Origin of the sequence: Psychromonas sp. psych-6C06, from assembly GCF_002835465.1 — a bacterium.
Taxonomy (GTDB): Bacteria; Pseudomonadota; Gammaproteobacteria; order Enterobacterales; family Psychromonadaceae; genus Psychromonas.
Window position 1 is genome coordinate 64,580 of the sequence record NZ_PIZM01000007.1, and the last position, 16,412, is coordinate 80,991.

General features: G+C 40.5%; 16 protein-coding genes. 2 read left to right on the top strand and 14 right to left on the bottom strand.

Features of this window, described 5'->3' with window-relative positions; translation table 11 throughout:
• Window position 1 precedes the first annotated feature (1 nt).
• The 4 genes from CW745_RS11285 to rluD all read right to left on the bottom strand — a co-directional run bounded on the left by CW745_RS11285 (window position 2) and on the right by rluD (window position 5,750).
• Window positions 2-1,192 (bottom strand): methyltransferase, encoded by a 1,191-nt coding sequence (locus CW745_RS11285; protein ID WP_101108786.1) that lies wholly within the window; start codon window positions 1,190-1,192, stop codon window positions 2-4.
• Window positions 1,182-3,755 carry an ATP-dependent chaperone ClpB gene (clpB, locus tag CW745_RS11290; RefSeq protein WP_101108787.1) on the bottom strand — a complete coding sequence of 858 codons (2,574 nt, stop codon included), beginning with the start codon at window positions 3,753-3,755 and terminating at the stop codon, window positions 1,182-1,184. Before clpB ends, CW745_RS11285 begins: the two co-directional genes overlap by 11 nt.
• A 199-nt stretch (window positions 3,756-3,954) precedes the next feature.
• Window positions 3,955-4,707 (bottom strand): peptidoglycan editing factor PgeF, encoded by a 753-nt coding sequence (gene pgeF / locus CW745_RS11295; RefSeq protein ID WP_101108788.1) that lies wholly within the window; start codon window positions 4,705-4,707, stop codon window positions 3,955-3,957.
• Window positions 4,708-4,781: 74 nt separating this feature from the next.
• A complete protein-coding gene (gene rluD, locus CW745_RS11300; protein ID WP_101108789.1) occupies window positions 4,782-5,750 on the bottom strand; it encodes a 23S rRNA pseudouridine(1911/1915/1917) synthase RluD in 969 nt (322 codons plus the stop codon).
• Between the two features lie 193 nt (window positions 5,751-5,943).
• Between rluD and CW745_RS11305 the strand changes: the two genes are divergently transcribed.
• Window positions 5,944-6,732: an outer membrane protein assembly factor BamD gene (locus CW745_RS11305; protein ID WP_101108790.1), complete on the top strand. Its 789-nt coding sequence runs from the start codon at window positions 5,944-5,946 to the stop codon at window positions 6,730-6,732.
• A gap of 65 nt (window positions 6,733-6,797) precedes the next feature.
• On the opposite strand, the gene glnB is transcribed toward CW745_RS11305, so the two are convergent.
• The gene (gene glnB, locus CW745_RS11310; RefSeq protein WP_101108791.1) at window positions 6,798-7,136 is read right to left on the bottom strand and encodes a nitrogen regulatory protein P-II; all 339 of its coding nucleotides are present in this window, start codon (window positions 7,134-7,136) and stop codon (window positions 6,798-6,800) included.
• A gap of 121 nt (window positions 7,137-7,257) precedes the next feature.
• Between glnB and CW745_RS11315 the strand changes: the two genes are divergently transcribed.
• Window positions 7,258-7,758 (top strand): GspH/FimT family pseudopilin, encoded by a 501-nt coding sequence (locus tag CW745_RS11315; protein WP_101108792.1) that lies wholly within the window; start codon window positions 7,258-7,260, stop codon window positions 7,756-7,758.
• Here the strand turns inward: CW745_RS11315 and CW745_RS11320 are convergent.
• From CW745_RS11320 to lspA, 9 genes are all read right to left on the bottom strand, one after another.
• Window positions 7,755-8,063 carry a TapY2 family type IVa secretion system protein gene (locus tag CW745_RS11320; RefSeq protein ID WP_101108793.1) on the bottom strand — a complete coding sequence of 103 codons (309 nt, stop codon included), beginning with the start codon at window positions 8,061-8,063 and terminating at the stop codon, window positions 7,755-7,757. The two genes, CW745_RS11315 and CW745_RS11320, sit on opposite strands and share 4 nt — an antisense overlap.
• Window positions 8,064-8,073: 10 nt before the next feature.
• The gene (locus CW745_RS11325; RefSeq protein WP_101108794.1) at window positions 8,074-8,487 is read right to left on the bottom strand and encodes a type IV pilin protein; all 414 of its coding nucleotides are present in this window, start codon (window positions 8,485-8,487) and stop codon (window positions 8,074-8,076) included.
• A gap of 100 nt (window positions 8,488-8,587) precedes the next feature.
• Window positions 8,588-12,004: a PilC/PilY family type IV pilus protein gene (locus CW745_RS11330; RefSeq protein ID WP_101108795.1), complete on the bottom strand. Its 3,417-nt coding sequence runs from the start codon at window positions 12,002-12,004 to the stop codon at window positions 8,588-8,590.
• 69 nt (window positions 12,005-12,073) lie between these two features.
• On the bottom strand, window positions 12,074-12,514 hold the full coding sequence (locus tag CW745_RS11335; RefSeq protein WP_101108796.1) for a hypothetical protein: 441 nt from the start codon (window positions 12,512-12,514) through the stop codon (window positions 12,074-12,076).
• The gene (locus CW745_RS11340) at window positions 12,507-13,520 is read right to left on the bottom strand and encodes a PilW family protein (protein WP_101108797.1); all 1,014 of its coding nucleotides are present in this window, start codon (window positions 13,518-13,520) and stop codon (window positions 12,507-12,509) included. Before CW745_RS11340 ends, CW745_RS11335 begins: the two co-directional genes overlap by 8 nt.
• The gene (gene pilV, locus CW745_RS11345; protein WP_101108798.1) at window positions 13,517-14,131 is read right to left on the bottom strand and encodes a type IV pilus modification protein PilV; all 615 of its coding nucleotides are present in this window, start codon (window positions 14,129-14,131) and stop codon (window positions 13,517-13,519) included. The genes CW745_RS11340 and pilV overlap by 4 nt, the downstream gene beginning before the upstream one ends.
• 295 nt (window positions 14,132-14,426) lie before the next feature.
• Entirely contained in the window at window positions 14,427-15,371 is a 945-nt protein-coding gene (gene ispH, locus CW745_RS11350; RefSeq protein ID WP_101108799.1) for a 4-hydroxy-3-methylbut-2-enyl diphosphate reductase, read from the bottom strand.
• 9 nt (window positions 15,372-15,380) lie between these two features.
• On the bottom strand, window positions 15,381-15,827 hold the full coding sequence (gene fkpB / locus CW745_RS11355) for an FKBP-type peptidyl-prolyl cis-trans isomerase (protein ID WP_101108800.1): 447 nt from the start codon (window positions 15,825-15,827) through the stop codon (window positions 15,381-15,383).
• On the bottom strand, window positions 15,827-16,345 hold the full coding sequence (gene lspA / locus CW745_RS11360; RefSeq protein ID WP_101108801.1) for a signal peptidase II: 519 nt from the start codon (window positions 16,343-16,345) through the stop codon (window positions 15,827-15,829). The genes fkpB and lspA overlap by 1 nt, the downstream gene beginning before the upstream one ends.
• Window positions 16,346-16,412 lie beyond the last annotated feature (67 nt).

Below are 16,412 nucleotides of genomic sequence, written 5' to 3' on the forward strand. Positions count from 1 at the left end.
CTTACTGCTCCGTTAACCTAGCTTGTATTAATAAATTACGTGGCGTTATTTTCTCGGCACAAAAAGTCGATAATCTCACCTGATAACCTGACTCTTGAAGTGCTAATGCCCTATCATAAACTAACCATAGCTCGAGTGGGCGTACAAAAAATTGGCTAAGTAATTCCATTCGACGTACTTTTTTTACTCTTTTCTGTGCCAATTCAAGAAAAGGCTGTAAGCAAGCCGGTAGCTGAAATTGCAATGATTTTTCTAACATCGCCCAATTAACGAATTCACTAAACTGACCTGATAATAATGCCTTAGGAAAACTAGGTAGTGGAAAGTAATGTTCCGTTTTTAACATCTGCTTTTGTAGCTCATCAAACGCGAGACGCCACAATACTTCCTGCTCGCTCAAACGAGATTGCCGTTTACCTGTTGTGGTCTGCTTGTTTACCGCCAGCTTCAATTGCTGTTTACTAATGTCTAAGAGGGAGTTTTTAGCGACGCGCGAATAGGGTTGATAGGTTGTCTTTTGCGTCAGGTGATAACAACAAGGGCTAATCGTTAGCTGGGCTGGCTGTTGTGTTTTAGCCAGCGTAATCAAACGTAGGTGCAAATCACCACAGGCGTGAAGTGCAATGGCGTGGACATCAGGTTTAATATAATAATCTGCCTCGCCCTTTAATACATCTGCTTGTTTGAAATGTTGATTGAGTTGCATCTTTTTTGATTCAGCTTCGCCTGCTTCACAGAGTGACTGTTGCCACTCAATCGAAGTGACAGGCAATTCCTGTTGCCAACTAATTAATCGCCCTAAATGGCCTTTACCCGCGCACCATTCAACAATCTCATTTTGATTATTAACCTGATTAGCAAAGGCTGATATTTGTGACCATTTTCGCCCTTTGATGCCATTACTTAACCAAAATGGTGTTTTTATCTCTTTAGGCGCCAACAAAGGCACACAAAAGAGCTCATCGGTTAACGCTAAAAGATTTCCAATAAAAGCACTTAAATGAGGCAGTAATGTGTCGGGGTATTGCTGATAAGTTAACAGTTCCTGCTCGGTGATGTTATCTAAAAACTCACATAAAGCAGGATCTGTTGCTTGCCATGGATAGTCGCCATGATGAAACGCTTCAAATTGCCAGAAGCGTTTCAGGTCGGTTAAATAGCGATCAAGAGATTGAAAGCGTTCATTGAACAAAAGCTATTTTCCCTTCAACCACATCAACTAATATTTTCTTACCTTTTTGCAACTCTTCTGAAAGCATCTGCTGTGCCAGTTGATTCTCTAGTAGTTGCTGAATAGCACGTTTTAAGGGCCTTGCACCATAAACAGGATCATAACCAGCATTCACTAACAACTCAATGGATGCATCATTGAAAGTAAGGTTGTAGCCCAAGCCTTTAAGACGTTTTTGTAATTGGTGCAATTGAATAGTGGCAATCGATTTAATATGTTGCTCAGCTAAGGGATGGAACACGACAGTTTCATCGATTCTATTTAAAAACTCAGGTTTAAAGTGGCCACGCAAAATCGTCAATAATTGCTCCTTCACATCATCATAACCATTTCGCCCAAACTGCTCATGAATGATATCAGAGCCAATATTAGAGGTCATAATGATCACGGTATTGCGAAAATCAACTGTTCGTCCTTGCCCATCGGTTAAGCGTCCATCATCTAATACTTGTAATAAAATATTAAATACATCTGGATGCGCTTTCTCTATTTCATCAAGCAAAATAACTGAGTAGGGTTTACGACGCACCGCTTCTGTTAGATAGCCCCCCTCTTCATAACCGACGTAACCGGGAGGCGCCCCAACCAATCTGGCAACTGAATGTTTTTCCATAAACTCTGACATGTCGATACGCACCATATTATCTTCACTATCAAAGAGAAAATTAGCCAATGCTTTACAAGATTCGGTTTTACCTACACCCGTCGGCCCTAAAAATAAAAACGAACCAATAGGGCGATCAGGGTCGCTCAATCCTGCACGACTGCGGCGAATCGCATTGGAAATAGCATCTATCGCTTCATTTTGACCAATCACGCGACTATGTAGATGCTTCTCCATTTTCAATAGCTTATCACGCTCGCCTTCAAGCATTTTATCTACAGGAATACCTGTCCAGCGCGCTAAGATCTCTGCAATCTCATTTTCAGTCACGCTATGCTTGAGTAATGTCATCTCCTGCATTTCAGCCTGTGTTGCTAGGTCGAGCTGTTTTTCAAGCTCAGGTATTTTTCCGTATTGCAACTCAGACATGCGCGTTAAGTCAGCAGCACGACTGGCAACTTCTAAATCTAACCTTGCCTGTTCAAGTGCTTTTTTAATATTTTGTGTACCAGAAAGTGCTGCTTTCTCAGCTTTCCACACTTCGTCTAATACTTTGTACTCTTTACCAGTTGTCTTAAGTGATTTCTCAATGGTTTTTAAACGTTTTAATGTTTCGTCATCGGTATCGTTTTTAAGTGCTTTTTGTTCTACAGTTAGTTGGATTATTTTACGTCCGAGCTTATCTAAGCTTTCAGGCTTAGAGTCCATCTGCAGGCGAATACTTGAAGCGGCTTCATCAATCAGATCAATCGCTTTATCCGGTAATTGACGATCTGAAATATAACGATGTGATAGGGTTGCAGCAGCGACAATTGCTGGATCAGAGATCTCAACCTTATGGTGTAACTCATAGCGCTCTTTTAGACCACGTAATATCGCAATGGTATCCTCAACCGTAGGCTCATCAACTTGTACTTTTTGGAAACGGCGTTCAAGAGCGGCATCCTTTTCAATATATTGACGGTATTCGTCGAGGGTAGTCGCACCAACACAATGTAACTCGCCACGTGCTAACGCAGGTTTCAGCATGTTACCGGCATCCATTGCGCCATCAGTTTTACCCGCACCGACCATAGTATGAAGTTCATCAATAAAAAGAATTACTTGCCCTTCTTCTTTGGCAAGCTCTGCTAATACCGACTTTAACCGCTCTTCAAATTCTCCGCGGTACTTAGCACCTGCAATCAATGAGCCCATATCCAATGATAAAACACGTTTATTTTTTAAACCATCTGGTACTTCGCCATTAATGATACGTTGCGCAAGCCCCTCAACAATGGCTGTTTTACCAACACCAGGTTCGCCGATAATAACAGGGTTGTTTTTGGTGCGACGTTGTAGTACTTGAATCATGCGACGCACTTCATCATCGCGTCCAATCACTGGATCAAGCTTGCCCTGCTCAGCCCGTTCGGTAAGGTCAACAGTAAATTTATCAAGCGCTTGCTCTTGTCCATCGCTATTTTGATCATCGACATTTTGCCCATCTCGAATTTTATTAAGCGACTGATTAACCTTTTCTTTCGTTAACCCAAGATCCGTTAGTATTTTTCCCAATGCCCCCTTATCTTCACAAGCTGCTAATAGAAACAGCTCAGAAGAGATAAACTTGTCTTTGTTTTTTTGTGCAAATTTATCGCAAAGGTTAAACAGAGTACCAAGTTGCGCAGAAAGCTGGATATCGCCACCAATGCCAGAAACAGCGGGAATGCGCTCAAGCTCAGCTGATAGTTGCGAACGAAGGCGATTAAGATCTATCTCAAGATCTGCGAGTATAGGTCGAATTGAGCCACCATCTTGGTTAAGTAGCGCCAACATAAGATGTGTCGCTTCTATATATTGATGATCACGTCCTAATGCGAGAGATTGCGCATCGGAAATGGCAAGCTGGAATTTACTAGTAAGTTTATCTAAACGCATAATCCTCTCCTAACATATGCCAGGAATACTTTTCCTAACATACTTGTTTAATATGTTTGAACTGTACTTATTAGATGTAGTTAGTGCTGATATATTTCAAGGGTGTGTTCGATTATTGTACGAATAAACCTGCAAAAAATGACGTTTAATTAATTATGTAGCGCCCTCGGCCTATTGTAGCGTTTACCAGCTGTTGGCCTTAACTTTCTGCGGCGATATAAATCACCGTGGCCATTCGTCCAGTTTTTCCATCACGACGATAGGAGTAAAACAGATCAGGCTCAGTAAACGTACAATGTTCGCTAGCACTTATTTCAGCGACTTGAAACGGCGCTAAACGCAAGCGCGCGAGCTGATGCAGATCAGCTAAATAACGGTCTTGATATACTGAAAATGCATACTTTGCTCGTGCATCATGCTGCATAAACTGCTCTCTAACTTCACTACCGACTTCAAAGGACTTTTTACCGATACACGGGCCAAGCCAGACGAGACATTCCTGAGCAGATATTTCCATTTTTTGACAAATTTGTAGTAACGATTTTTCAATAATTCCATCACATAGCCCACGCCAGCCGGCATGAATAGCGCAAACAAAACTACCTTGCTTATTTGTTATTAACACTGGTAAACAATCTGCAGTCATCACTACACAGGCTACCCCTTTATTGCTACTCCAAGCGGCATCTGCTTCAAGACATTGCTCTGTTTCAGCACTTAACTTTAGCAATAAAGTACTGTGGGTCTGATTTAACCAGCAGAGCGGGGAAGCTAACGGTAAGGCTTCATTGAATAACATACGATTCTGATCGACTAGAGAAATATCATCCCCAACATGCGCCCCCAGATTAAGACCACGATACGGTCCTTTACTAACGCCATTAATACGTGTCGTTGAAAAAGCTTTAATATGATTTGGGGCAGACCAAGCAGGAGTGATTAAGTTAAGCATGAAAGCTTCCTCAACAATACTAAGTATCAACCGACAGTAGGGAACTGCCGGCTAACGATGAAAGCTTCAGGGGGTTATTTTTCGTAAAAAATAGTATCTGCACGCAATACGGCAGCTAATTTTTCCATATCTTCTGGCACTGGCGCATGCCACTCCATCAATTCACCAGTAATCGGGTGGTAAAGACGTAACATAGTTGCATGTAATGCTTGACGCTTAAATGCACGCAGTGTTGTTGTGAGTTCTTCCGATGCACCTTTAGGGGGACGAGGGCGACCTCCGTATACAGGGTCTCCAGCTAATACATGTCCTAGGTGTGCCATGTGTACACGGATTTGGTGAGTACGTCCAGTCTCCAAACGTAAACGTAAACGTGTATGTGCGCGATACTTTTCAGCAACTCGATAATGTGTCACCGCATGCTTACCGCCAACCGTTGCAACCGCCATTTTTACACGATTAACTTTGTCACGACCAATCGCGGCTTCGACACGCCCACCAGCAGTAAAAATACCCATCGCAATGGCATCGTATTCACGCGTAATTTCACGCTCTTGTAAAGCCGCAACAAGATGAGTCTGAGCTGGAATTGTTTTAGCGATCACCATTAATCCCGTCGTGTCTTTATCAAGGCGATGCACAATACCGGCACGTGGTACCTCTGCAATTTCTGGGTAACGATATAAAAGCGCGTTTAATACCGTACCATCAGGATTACCTGCGCCAGGATGAACAACTAAACCAGCAGGTTTATTGATAACAAGAATATGCTCATCTTCAAAGACAATATCCAGTTCGATATTTTGTGCTTTAAATACAACTTCATCTTCTAGGAAGGCATTCACTTCGACTGCTTGATGGGTATACACTTTTTCACGTGGAATATTCACAACTTCCCCATCAATCTGTACCATTCCTTCTAAAATCCACTCTTTGATGCGAGTACGAGAATAGTCAGGAAATAACGACGCGAGCGCTTTATCTAAGCGGAAACCTAATTGTTGATCGGTTACTTCTGCGGTTAGGTGTAACTCTTGACTCATATTCTCTTCTCTTCTTTTTCTTTTAACGCGATGCTTGATGACGCTAATGGCGATTAATTAACTGTGATTTGCGCATTGTAATGCAATCTTGTCACATTTTGTCTTTTTTAACTTTTCTTTTTTAAGTCGATAGCAGATACTGTGCGCTTATCTACCCGATTTTCAGAAAGGCATGACAGGCATTATAACACTTATGAACAAGATCCTCAGACTATTAACAACCTCTGTTTTCATTATTTTTTTTACTGTGGGTTGCTCATCGAAAAAGAATGACGCGCCTAAAGTTGAAGATAAGCCACCAGCAGAGTTATATGCTGATGCACAAAGAGAGCTTGATGCTGCAAATTATGAGAAAGCCACTGAAGTTTTAGAGGCGCTTGATAGTCGTTATCCTTTTGGCCCTCATTCAGATCAGGTCCAACTTGACTTAATTTACGCTTATTATAAACGTGATGAAACAGCACTCGCTTTAGCGAATATCGACCGTTTTATGCGCCTTAACCCGACCCACCCGGATCTTGATTATCTCTATTATCTGCGCGGATTAACGCATATGGCCACTGACCAACAGTTTTTCCAAAATATGTTTGGTATCGATCGTTTTAACCGAGATCCAAGTCATTCATTACAAGCGTTCAAAGATTTCAACCACTTGATTAAATTTTATCCTAAAAGCAAATATGCAGTAGATGCACAGCAACGTATGGTATATATAAAAAACCGTCTAGCACGCTATGAAATTGCAATTGCAGAGTGGTATATCAGACGAGAGGCTTACGTAGCAGCCATTAACCGCAGTAAATTAGTATTGAATAATTACCCTAATACCGCGTCAGTTGAAGATGCATTGAATATTATGATTGATGCTTACGATGAGTTAGGTTTAGTGGAGCCTAAAGAGAATGCATTAGCGGTATTAAAACTAAATTATCCTAAAAGCCGTACTGTTCGAAGAAGTGAACGTTGGACACTATTTGATTAAGACAGTTTGACTAATACTTGCTGTCAGCGAGATGCTGACAGCAAAGGTGAGACAACAGTTACAATTTAAACCGCTTCATTATCTTCTTCACCGGTACGAATACGAATAACGCGCTCAACTGGCATAACAAATATTTTACCGTCACCAATTTTACCCGTTTGTGCAGTATTCATAATAGCTTCAATACAACGCTCCACGTCTTCTTGTTTAACTACTAGCTCAATCTTTACCTTAGGTAGAAAATCAACCATGTACTCGGCACCACGATATAACTCTGTATGGCCCTTTTGACGGCCAAAACCTTTTACTTCAGAGACAGTCATACCTGTGATATCGATATCAGCAAGGGCTTCACGTACATCATCCATTTTAAACGGTTTAATTATTGCTTCTATTTTTTTCATGATTCTCTCTCTTAATTGAACAATTGTTTTCTACTTTAATACGAATTGAGACAAATATACAGGCAGAAAATTAAAAACAAGATTACACTCATAGATTGTGTTTAGTGAATAAGGTTTTGATATGTACGCTGCGCGTGGTTTTACGCTTCTTGAGTTAGTTATTGTATTAATTATTAGTATGTTACTTATCACAATTGGTATTCCTGGATTTCAAACCCTCATTCAAAATAATCGTTTAACAGCGGCCGCTAGCAGTATTAAAAATAACCTTTTATTTGCACGTAACCAATCCGTCAGTTACCTCAACTATGTAACAGTTTGCCCGCTTGAAAGTAACGTGTGTACTAACAACTGGATTTCGGGAATTGATATATTTATTGATAGCAATAGAAATGGCAGCTATGACAGTGGTGAAGTGTTATTAAAGACAGGGGATAAGTTTAATAGTAATGATACCCTGGTTTTCCCAAGTAGCAGTATTACTTATACGCCAGATGGACAGATAACAGGAAGTTCAGCGATATTTAGATATTGCACCGGAGACGAACGCATTGGTGTTTCAGTGGCTTATAGTGGTCGCCCCAAAACTATCTCCGGTGAAACATTTAGTAACTGTAATTAAAAAGGGGTATTTCTTTCTAGTTTAATTGCTTCTTTATTCTTAAAGTTACTTTTATTATCTACACACTCATAAACAGTAATTATTGTTTGTTCTGTTTTGCCATCGACCATGAACACAGGTTTTCCAATTAGTTGGCTGGCAAATTGCTTACTGTTTTTCTCATTACTAACAAACTGATGCACAATATTACTGTTGTCTTCTATCTGTACATAACATTTTATCGGTATACGTAACTCATTTTTTGCAGTTGCAAAGGAGGTGATCGTAATTCCCAATAACCCTATTAGCCAATATTTAGTTTTCATTATAATCTCCCTATTTCCAGCAATTTGTACCATTTGCATTAGTCGCTTGTTTGTCTTGATCATGTGTAATTGATAGCGTTGCACAGTCACTATCAGCAGCCTGTGTATCAATCGCGGTTGCAGTTAGTGTAAAGCCAACAGCGGCAGAAACAGACCCGCTGGGCTGGATAGAGTAATAACCATTATCGGTGATAAATGGATGTGCTCCCATGCCTAAATCAGTATCTAAATTAGTAGCATAAGATCGGTGATCAAGGTAATACATCTCCTGACGATTAGCTAAATCAATAAGCGCAGATTGTGCTTCTGTGCGACGTGCTTTTTGTACATAACTTATATAACTTGGGTAAGCGATACTACTTAAAACGGCAATGATAATTACAGTTACCAACAACTCTATCAGTGTAAATCCTCTGTTTTTCATATTGTGCTCTTTATGTAAAGTTTGTTGCAACAAAGATGAGAAAATCATTGTTGCATTGTAACCTTGTCGCCTTAAGCAATAAGGCGACAAGGTTTGAAAATTAGTTTTCTTTAAAGTAACTATAGATACGGCGAGGCATCATATCGGTATTAGTATCAACCGTTCCCTTAAAAATAACTTCTTCTTTTTGAGTTTCTTCATTATAGACAACCTGTTTATCACCTTGACCTACTCCTAACAGGCGAATAACGCTTTTTTCTTGGTCATCAACACCAGCGTGAATAACTAAGGAATCAGGTACACGGGAGCCAATATCTACTTTAGCAATCGCTTCCTCTTTATCATTTTTAAAACGACGTTCACCTGTGTGTAAGTCAACAGCATATAACCAACCTAAACCTAGATCGCCGACACCACAGCCAATATTAATCGTTGAATTAGGCACAAACGAGGTAAAATAGACAGTCCCTTCTAATACAGCGCCTTGCCCTAATGATTTCTCCCCGATCCCTGTAAATGCATACTTCCATCCTTTATAAGTACTTAAGTCTGCAAACACATCTAATATTTGCGAGCCACTGTAATTACCGACTGGATCCTCTTCAATACTATAAAGGTTAGCGATATTGATTGGTGTTGGCTTTTCGGGAAAACCGGTTTCACCAAATAACGTTGGGAAAATGGCATAATCATGAACAGAAAAGTAATAATCGTTAACATCAACACTAGAGGCTGGATGGGCTCTATCACCAGAGCCAATCAAAATGCCATCATAGGCAACCTTTTCATAGGAGAAAACGTCTTGGTCACTTTTGTTCACTTTATTCTGATAGGTTCTTACAATCACAGGCGCGGTAAAGAAGCGTCTATCTTGAGTCGTTGAATCACTTGCTAAGGAAGCAAGTTTAATAGTGCTCCATTTACTCGTATCTGTGCCTGCAAGATCCATTCGCCATAGGTTACCACCGGAGTCTCCAGCATAAAGTCGATCAACATACCCGTCGCTGTCTGCATCTAATAATCCAACCTGCCCAGGAATACTATCTCGCATACAATGAACATCATCAGTGGCACAAGTTGCTCCCCCTGTAGACCAAATTTTGTTCCCTGTTAACGCATCAACAATAAACACGCCTCGCCCAGCAACATCATCACAGTTTTCTGAAGCAGAAGGTATACAACTATCTTTATTAGTGTCATAACCCGCTCCGAACGCAAGCCCAGGACCTGTTGTTGGGGTACTACCTACTTTATAGGAAAACAAACCAATACTTGGCATCGACCATGTCTGAGCTAACTCAGAAAAACCGCTTGTACTAGCATCTATTTTCCATGCCAATGACGGTGAGTCGGGGCTGGTAATATCTATTGCATAATAACTTTGCCCTCCACGGCGCATCCCTACAATGGCAATAATTTTACTCACCCCCCCATCATTTTCGATAACTTTGATAGCAATAGGTGACAAATCCATTCCATATTGATGGTCACTTGATACAGGCGCATCGCGTAAAGAGGCCCCAAAGCTCAGAAGCTCTGCAGGAATAAACGCCCAATTTTCAGTGACACTATCACCGTTATCAGTAAACATATGTAAGAATCCAGCATTAGTACCGACTAATAAACGCACCACATTAGCGCCATTTTCTGTATAGGTAATAGCAAGAGGTTTAGAATGCAAGGGATCGGCAAATATATCACTACGATAATCGACGCGAGAGTTATCGCCATTATCATCATCAACATCAACTCCTTTCAACCAACTTAATGTATCAGCTAGATCTGTTTCATCTAGGCCTAATTCACTCGCAACAGCGGCGTCTGTAGCGACAGAGTAGTAAGCCTTAAGGTTTGTAATGTTAGGTTCTTTCAAAGTAGTTGGGTTAATATTACTAAGTACTTTACGGCTAGTCACATCACCTAGCATGGCTGCAACCCCGCCTTCTGCAACGGCATTACCATCTTGATCCCCCCCCCAATAGGTAGAAGCGGAGTCCTTAATATTCCCGTCAGCATTGATAGCTGGCACACCAAGTCTATCGACTAAAACACCATCACTATTCATCGTTAATTTTTTAATATTACCCTGCCAAACTGATGTATTACTTGGCATAAACATAGAGTAATAAACTGAATCTAAACTACGCGTTCTATCGAAGTTGTTGTTAGCAATAGCGGGTGATGAAAGGCTTGATGAACTATTTAAAATATCTAAAATAGTTGCTTGAAAAGCTTTCTGCAGAGCAATTGCATCTGAAGCGGGATAATAAGCCCCCCCCCCTCTGACTGCGGTCTCACTTAATAGCTCACCAGCATCATCGTCAGCGTCTTTACCAAAACCAATCGTATAAGTAGTAATATGCTGATCGCCATTTGTTGCTTCTCCATCAATATCACTGCTATTCATCCACTCCGTTAACGTAGGCATAAAGCTATCTTGAATTTTTCCTTGCCCTGTTAACGTGCTAATTAAAGAATTAGCTGCGGCATCTTTGGTTGGCTCACCGTCGGTCATCAGGATAATATAGGCGCGCTCCTGACAATTTTTAAATGGAGAGGTATATACCCCATTATTTTCAGCAGTCATATCTCGACCAGGTAGCGCGCTATCATTATCATCTCCAAAATATACCCCTTTACCAGCGTAATAACGGTATGCTTCATACATACTTTCACATAATGGTGTCCATGTTTCTGCATTAAGAGAGTTAATTCTATCGATTAAATCCTGTGATTGTTGTGTATTACGTAACATCACTTTATCCACAATACGTGCGCCATTTTTATCACTCGCACCATCGCCATTATTTGCATTAAAAATACCTAAACCAAAATCAACGGAAGGAGTACTACTGATCAAACTGCCAATTGCCTCTTTAGCGATATCTAAACGACTTTTACTAGTACTGCCACTATTTTTATGCCAATAGATATAATTAGCCGAATACAAGGTGACTGCATCACTGCCCGAAAACACACTGTTTACAGTGGAAATATAAGGCCCATTTTTACCACTTCTCGGAAAGCCAGGATCACCAGTTGTTGCCGGATTAGTGGGATCTTCATTAGAAAAATCCTCTTTACATTCAAACAGATCACCATTATTACCAGATAATGTTTTCCAGCGTGATTTAGAAGACTTTTTGTTAGGTACCCAGCGTCGCACATTACCGTTGTACAACCCGTTGCTAGCAAGTAACGCAATAGAAGCATTACAATTATTTTTACTAGTTAAAAAATATTGGTTGCTACCAGTATCAGGGACTTCTCCCCCCTGTTTCGTCCAATAGATGCGATCGGACTTACTACCAGCCCCATAATCCTGTGTATGATCATAGGGCACAGCTACGACTTCCTCAGAGCTTCTCATGCTCCCAGAATTATCAAAAATAATCAGAACTTGAGGCCTTATTCCATTTTGCGCACTGACATCCGACACAAATAGTTCTGTGTCATCGGCAACCAATAACGAACAATAAGCAGTTAATAATGTTGCGAGCAATCGTTTCATAAACATAATATTTCTCCCTTTGCCTTTCTAAAAGTACGCTGGCAATACGCTTTAAACCTATAAATTTACTGTTAATTAATCTGAGATAATAGGTTGTTCAACCCCGATGCTCATAGCATTTTGAGCCCATTTAGCGCCCCCAGATTTTGTTCTTCCAAACTCATGTACAAAGTTAACTTGTAGATATTTACATTTGAAATTATTGCCACTTGCTTTCATGCGCCGTTTACAGTTTATTTCACCATTTAATTCAACATTACTGCTGACATCGCCATAGGAAAAAATAGTGTTCGTAGTTGCGCTAGCAAAGGATTGAGCTGTGCCTGAGCGGTGTAAAATTTCGTTGGCAGCACTGTTCAGAAGAATATTTGACTCTCCCTGTAACACGCGCGCATCAATCATCTTAAGCCCAAGAAAACTATTACTCATTACCAAAACACCAAGTACTAATAACAATGGTAAAATTAACATCGCAATAAAAAGTGCGATCCCTCTTTGTTTATGTAAGCTAGTCATTTACTAATACCACGCTATTTTGGAAAAGAATCACTGTTGAAACGAGCTCTCTTTTATAATTATCATTGGCAGCAGGAAACAAGTAATCCCCCATTTGGTAAGTATTGCCATTTGTATAACCGGCAGTTTTCTCAAGAGATTTGACCAATAAAAATATTTTTACTCCGATCACTCGGCCAGTATCCCAATCATTATTGGTCACCTGTGAAGCACCAACAAAGGAGTGCACAGAGCCATCCCGTTCGCTTGCAACCAAAGCGTCTAATGCGAACATAAATTGCATACTTTCAACACCTTCCACTAAGACTTCTTCACGAACCATTTTACTTGTTCGTAAGGTTAAGCGACGTAAACGACCAATCTCATCCTGCTTATCTAAGTAGTAGACGTGATGAATATATTCCCAAACCGGTTTGACTGCACTACTGGTTAATGCACTGGCATCACCTTGGTAAACAGTTAACGCTGAGGTATTGATATCCAAGTAAAATCGATCAGCAATATAGCTACCCTCTTGCTGGTAACCACGTACTCTTTTTAATGAAAGGTAATCACTATTAACCACTAAGCTAGTATCACTGTCGCCATCATTAATACAACTCATCGCTAAGCTACCGATGGATGCAGGCACAGAAGCTGCCCACAAAGGGCGATATTTCCCGCCATTAGGGAAAGATCCACTGGATACATTGTCTAAGCAGTCATCACTATTAGCGATAATTGCACCATTGAGATCCCACAAGCTTTTATTTTCACCAGTCGCCTGTGAAAAAAAGTACGATTGCTTGAGGTCTCGCGCTAATAGCTGCAAAGCAAACGTCGCATTTTCTTGACGTTCACCACTGCCCAGTGCTTCATTAGTTGCTCGTTGACTCGCAATAAAAACACTTAACAAACCAGCGGTTAAAAACAACGAAAGTAATATCGCAATCATCCATTCAACTAACGAATAACCTAACTGCTGGCGGATATTTTTAGGGGGTGAGATAAGACGAGGACCAATCATGATGATTTACTGATGTAAGTTTCAACACTTAGCTGACGACGATGCGCATTCGCCGTACCACAAGTATTGGTTAGATCCGTCGCCCCAGCATTCGCAGCTGCATCCTTACTTTTAACAGTTGAAAACCAACTAATGACGATCTGCACAAGCTCACCATCAGAGCCCGATGCCGGGGATACTGCTATGCAAGCATCTGCTTCAACTAGGCCATTTTCACCATTTGTGCTGGCATTAACCTCTGCACCAGTAAATTTTTGCTTCCACTCATAAAGGTCGTTGTTTTTTATATCTTCGCCACTACAATTAACAAACACCCCGCCCGACCCAATACAGTTCGGTATCGATAGGTTAGCATCTGTCAAGCTATCAATACTGTAGCTATTACCAGCACCACTTAGCCATAAACGATTAAGTTGCATACGTTCAGTAATATCGGTAATAAGGGAATTGGCGAGACTTCTTTGCTGAATTTCGATAGTAGATTTGACGGCTGTAGATTGCATGCCAGCTAAACCGAGCAAGCCGAGCGCTAAAATAAAGGCACTGATCATAATTTCAATCAGGCTAAATCCACCATGAGTGGCATTAATGTTTAAACAAGTCTTTTTCATAAATCAATCCATTGCTTAACCTTAAAAAGGTTTCCAATCAATAATTATAGTTCGTGTTGAACATTAGGAATCAATAAAAGACAAAACTGATGTGAATAGTAGGTGATCTCTTAGGGGAAAATGAGACACAAAAAAAGCCAATTTATAAAAATCATAAATTGGCTTTAAAAAAGACGACAGGCATTCTAACAAAAACCGTCGATTACAATAACTACACACTCGTAATTATTTGATTTGTTTGTAAAATAAAATCGATAAGATAATATTCACAAGGTGACTTTAATAGTCGTTAGGCTTAGTCTATCTGTCTTACTCGTAGCTCAGCAGGCACCTCAAAAACTGTATTTTCACGCACACCAGGATTTTCAATGACTAACGTCCCACCGAGTGCTTGTAACTTATCAACCACCTCTTTAACTAATACTTCAGGTGCGGAAGCACCAGCTGTAACACCAACTTTATTGACATTTTCAAACCATTCGCAATTAATATCTGATGCATTATCAATAAGGTAAGCGTTCACTCCTTCGCAACTCGCCTTTTCTCGGAGACGGTTTGAGTTAGAAGAATTGGTTGAGCCGACGACTAACACTAGATCGGTTATTTGTGCGAGATCCTTCACTGAGTCCTGACGATTTTGGGTGGCATAGCAAATATCGTCTTTACGAGGGCCTTCTATTTCCGGAAACTTTTCACGTAATGCATTGATTATGTTGGCTGTATCATCTACTGAAAGCGTCGTTTGAGAGCTATAGCATAACTTAGTCGCATCTTTTACTTGTAACTTTTCTACATCCTCAGGCGACTCAACAAGATAAATTCCCCCCTTATCATTGTCATACTGCCCCATGGTACCAACGACTTCAGGGTGCCCTTCGTGACCAATTAAAATACACTCCTGAGCACGGCGACTTGCTCGTGTTACTTCCATGTGCACTTTTGTCACTAACGGACAGGTCGCATCAAATACTTTTAACTCGCGTTTTTTCGCTTCATTACGTACTGATTGTGCTACACCATGGGCACTGAAAATAACAATATTATCATCGGGCACTTCATTGAGCTCTTCGACAAAAACCGCACCACGCGCTTTTAATCCGTCAACAACATACTGGTTATGAACCACTTCATGGCGAACATAAATAGGCGATGGAAAAAGATCTAAAGCTCGCTCAACAATTGAGATTGCACGGTGTACCCCGGCACAGAAACCACGTGGGTTTGCTAAAATAATTTGCATAATAAATACCTAGCCTAATACTTCAAGTACATCAACTTCAAAAGTCAGTATCTGACCAGCAAGTGGATGATTAAAATCAACGGTGACACTGTCCGCGATCACCTCACGAATAACACCGGGTAACTCGCTACCATCTGGTTGAGCAAAAGTAATAATTGTACCCACCTCTGCTGGGACATCGGCACTAAACTTACTTAACTCTAAATGATGGACGTTATCTGGGTTTGGCAAACCAAATGCATCTTCAGGTGCAAGGGTAAAAGTTTCAGACTGCCCCTCTGTTAAACCTAATAAACAACGCTCAAAATTAGGCGTTAGGCTACCATCCCCCATTACAAATTTTGCAGGCTTATTGTCAACCTTACTGCTGTCTACCGCAGAGCCATCGGCTAAACGGATTGAAAAGTGCATCATCACTTCACTGTCTGCAGTAATTGTTTTTGTTGAATCCGTCATTATTTATTTTCCTTTTCTTTTGCTTTATCTTTTTGCTCTTCAGGGTAGAGAAGAGAAGCAAGAATAATCATTGCGGCACCAATAAAAATAGCAATATCCGCTACATTAAAGGTTGGCCAACGATAAAAACCTAAATCAAAATCTAAAAAATCAACCACATAGCCAAACATCAATCGATCCATCACATTACCGATTGCGCCTGACAACACTAAACTAAAGGCAATATTTTCCCAACGTTTATTAACACTGTTGTTTTTCAATGAATACAGTAAATAGGCTGACACCGCAAAAGCAATACTGGTAAACAGATACTTTTGCCAGCCGCCTGCATCGCCTAAGAAACTAAAAGCAGCTCCGTAATTACGCGCATAGGTAAAATTAAAAAAAGATAATACTTCATAAGACTCATAAAGGTCGAGTGCCTGAACGGTCCAATATTTAGTTGCTTGATCTAAAATTAACAATACGGCAGTTATCCATAACCAGCGTAACCCTGACTTTTCAATTATCTCTGTCATTGCTTTCTCTTATTTTAAAGCTAAAAAAAACGCCTTAATAATGTAAGGCGTTTTATTAAGGATCGTG

Excerpts from the sequence above, each read along its gene's own strand:
- fkpB (WP_101108800.1), bottom strand. The coding sequence starts at position 15,827 with ATGACGGATTCAACAAAAACAATTACTGCAGACAGTGAAGTGATGATG.
- pgeF (WP_101108788.1), bottom strand. The coding sequence starts at position 4,707 with ATGCTTAACTTAATCACTCCTGCTTGGTCTGCCCCAAATCATATTAAA.
- CW745_RS11305 (WP_101108790.1), top strand. The coding sequence starts at position 5,944 with ATGAACAAGATCCTCAGACTATTAACAACCTCTGTTTTCATTATTTTT.
- clpB (WP_101108787.1), bottom strand. The coding sequence starts at position 3,755 with ATGCGTTTAGATAAACTTACTAGTAAATTCCAGCTTGCCATTTCCGAT.
- CW745_RS11315 (WP_101108792.1), top strand. The coding sequence starts at position 7,258 with ATGTACGCTGCGCGTGGTTTTACGCTTCTTGAGTTAGTTATTGTATTA.
- rluD (WP_101108789.1), bottom strand. The coding sequence starts at position 5,750 with ATGAGTCAAGAGTTACACCTAACCGCAGAAGTAACCGATCAACAATTA.
- CW745_RS11335 (WP_101108796.1), bottom strand. The coding sequence starts at position 12,514 with ATGACTAGCTTACATAAACAAAGAGGGATCGCACTTTTTATTGCGATG.
- pilV (WP_101108798.1), bottom strand. The coding sequence starts at position 14,131 with ATGAAAAAGACTTGTTTAAACATTAATGCCACTCATGGTGGATTTAGC.
- CW745_RS11340 (WP_101108797.1), bottom strand. The coding sequence starts at position 13,520 with ATGATTGGTCCTCGTCTTATCTCACCCCCTAAAAATATCCGCCAGCAG.
- CW745_RS11320 (WP_101108793.1), bottom strand. The coding sequence starts at position 8,063 with ATGAAAACTAAATATTGGCTAATAGGGTTATTGGGAATTACGATCACC.
- lspA (WP_101108801.1), bottom strand. The coding sequence starts at position 16,345 with ATGACAGAGATAATTGAAAAGTCAGGGTTACGCTGGTTATGGATAACT.
- CW745_RS11325 (WP_101108794.1), bottom strand. The coding sequence starts at position 8,487 with ATGAAAAACAGAGGATTTACACTGATAGAGTTGTTGGTAACTGTAATT.
- glnB (WP_101108791.1), bottom strand. The coding sequence starts at position 7,136 with ATGAAAAAAATAGAAGCAATAATTAAACCGTTTAAAATGGATGATGTA.
- ispH (WP_101108799.1), bottom strand. The coding sequence starts at position 15,371 with ATGCAAATTATTTTAGCAAACCCACGTGGTTTCTGTGCCGGGGTACAC.
- CW745_RS11330 (WP_101108795.1), bottom strand. The coding sequence starts at position 12,004 with ATGTTTATGAAACGATTGCTCGCAACATTATTAACTGCTTATTGTTCG.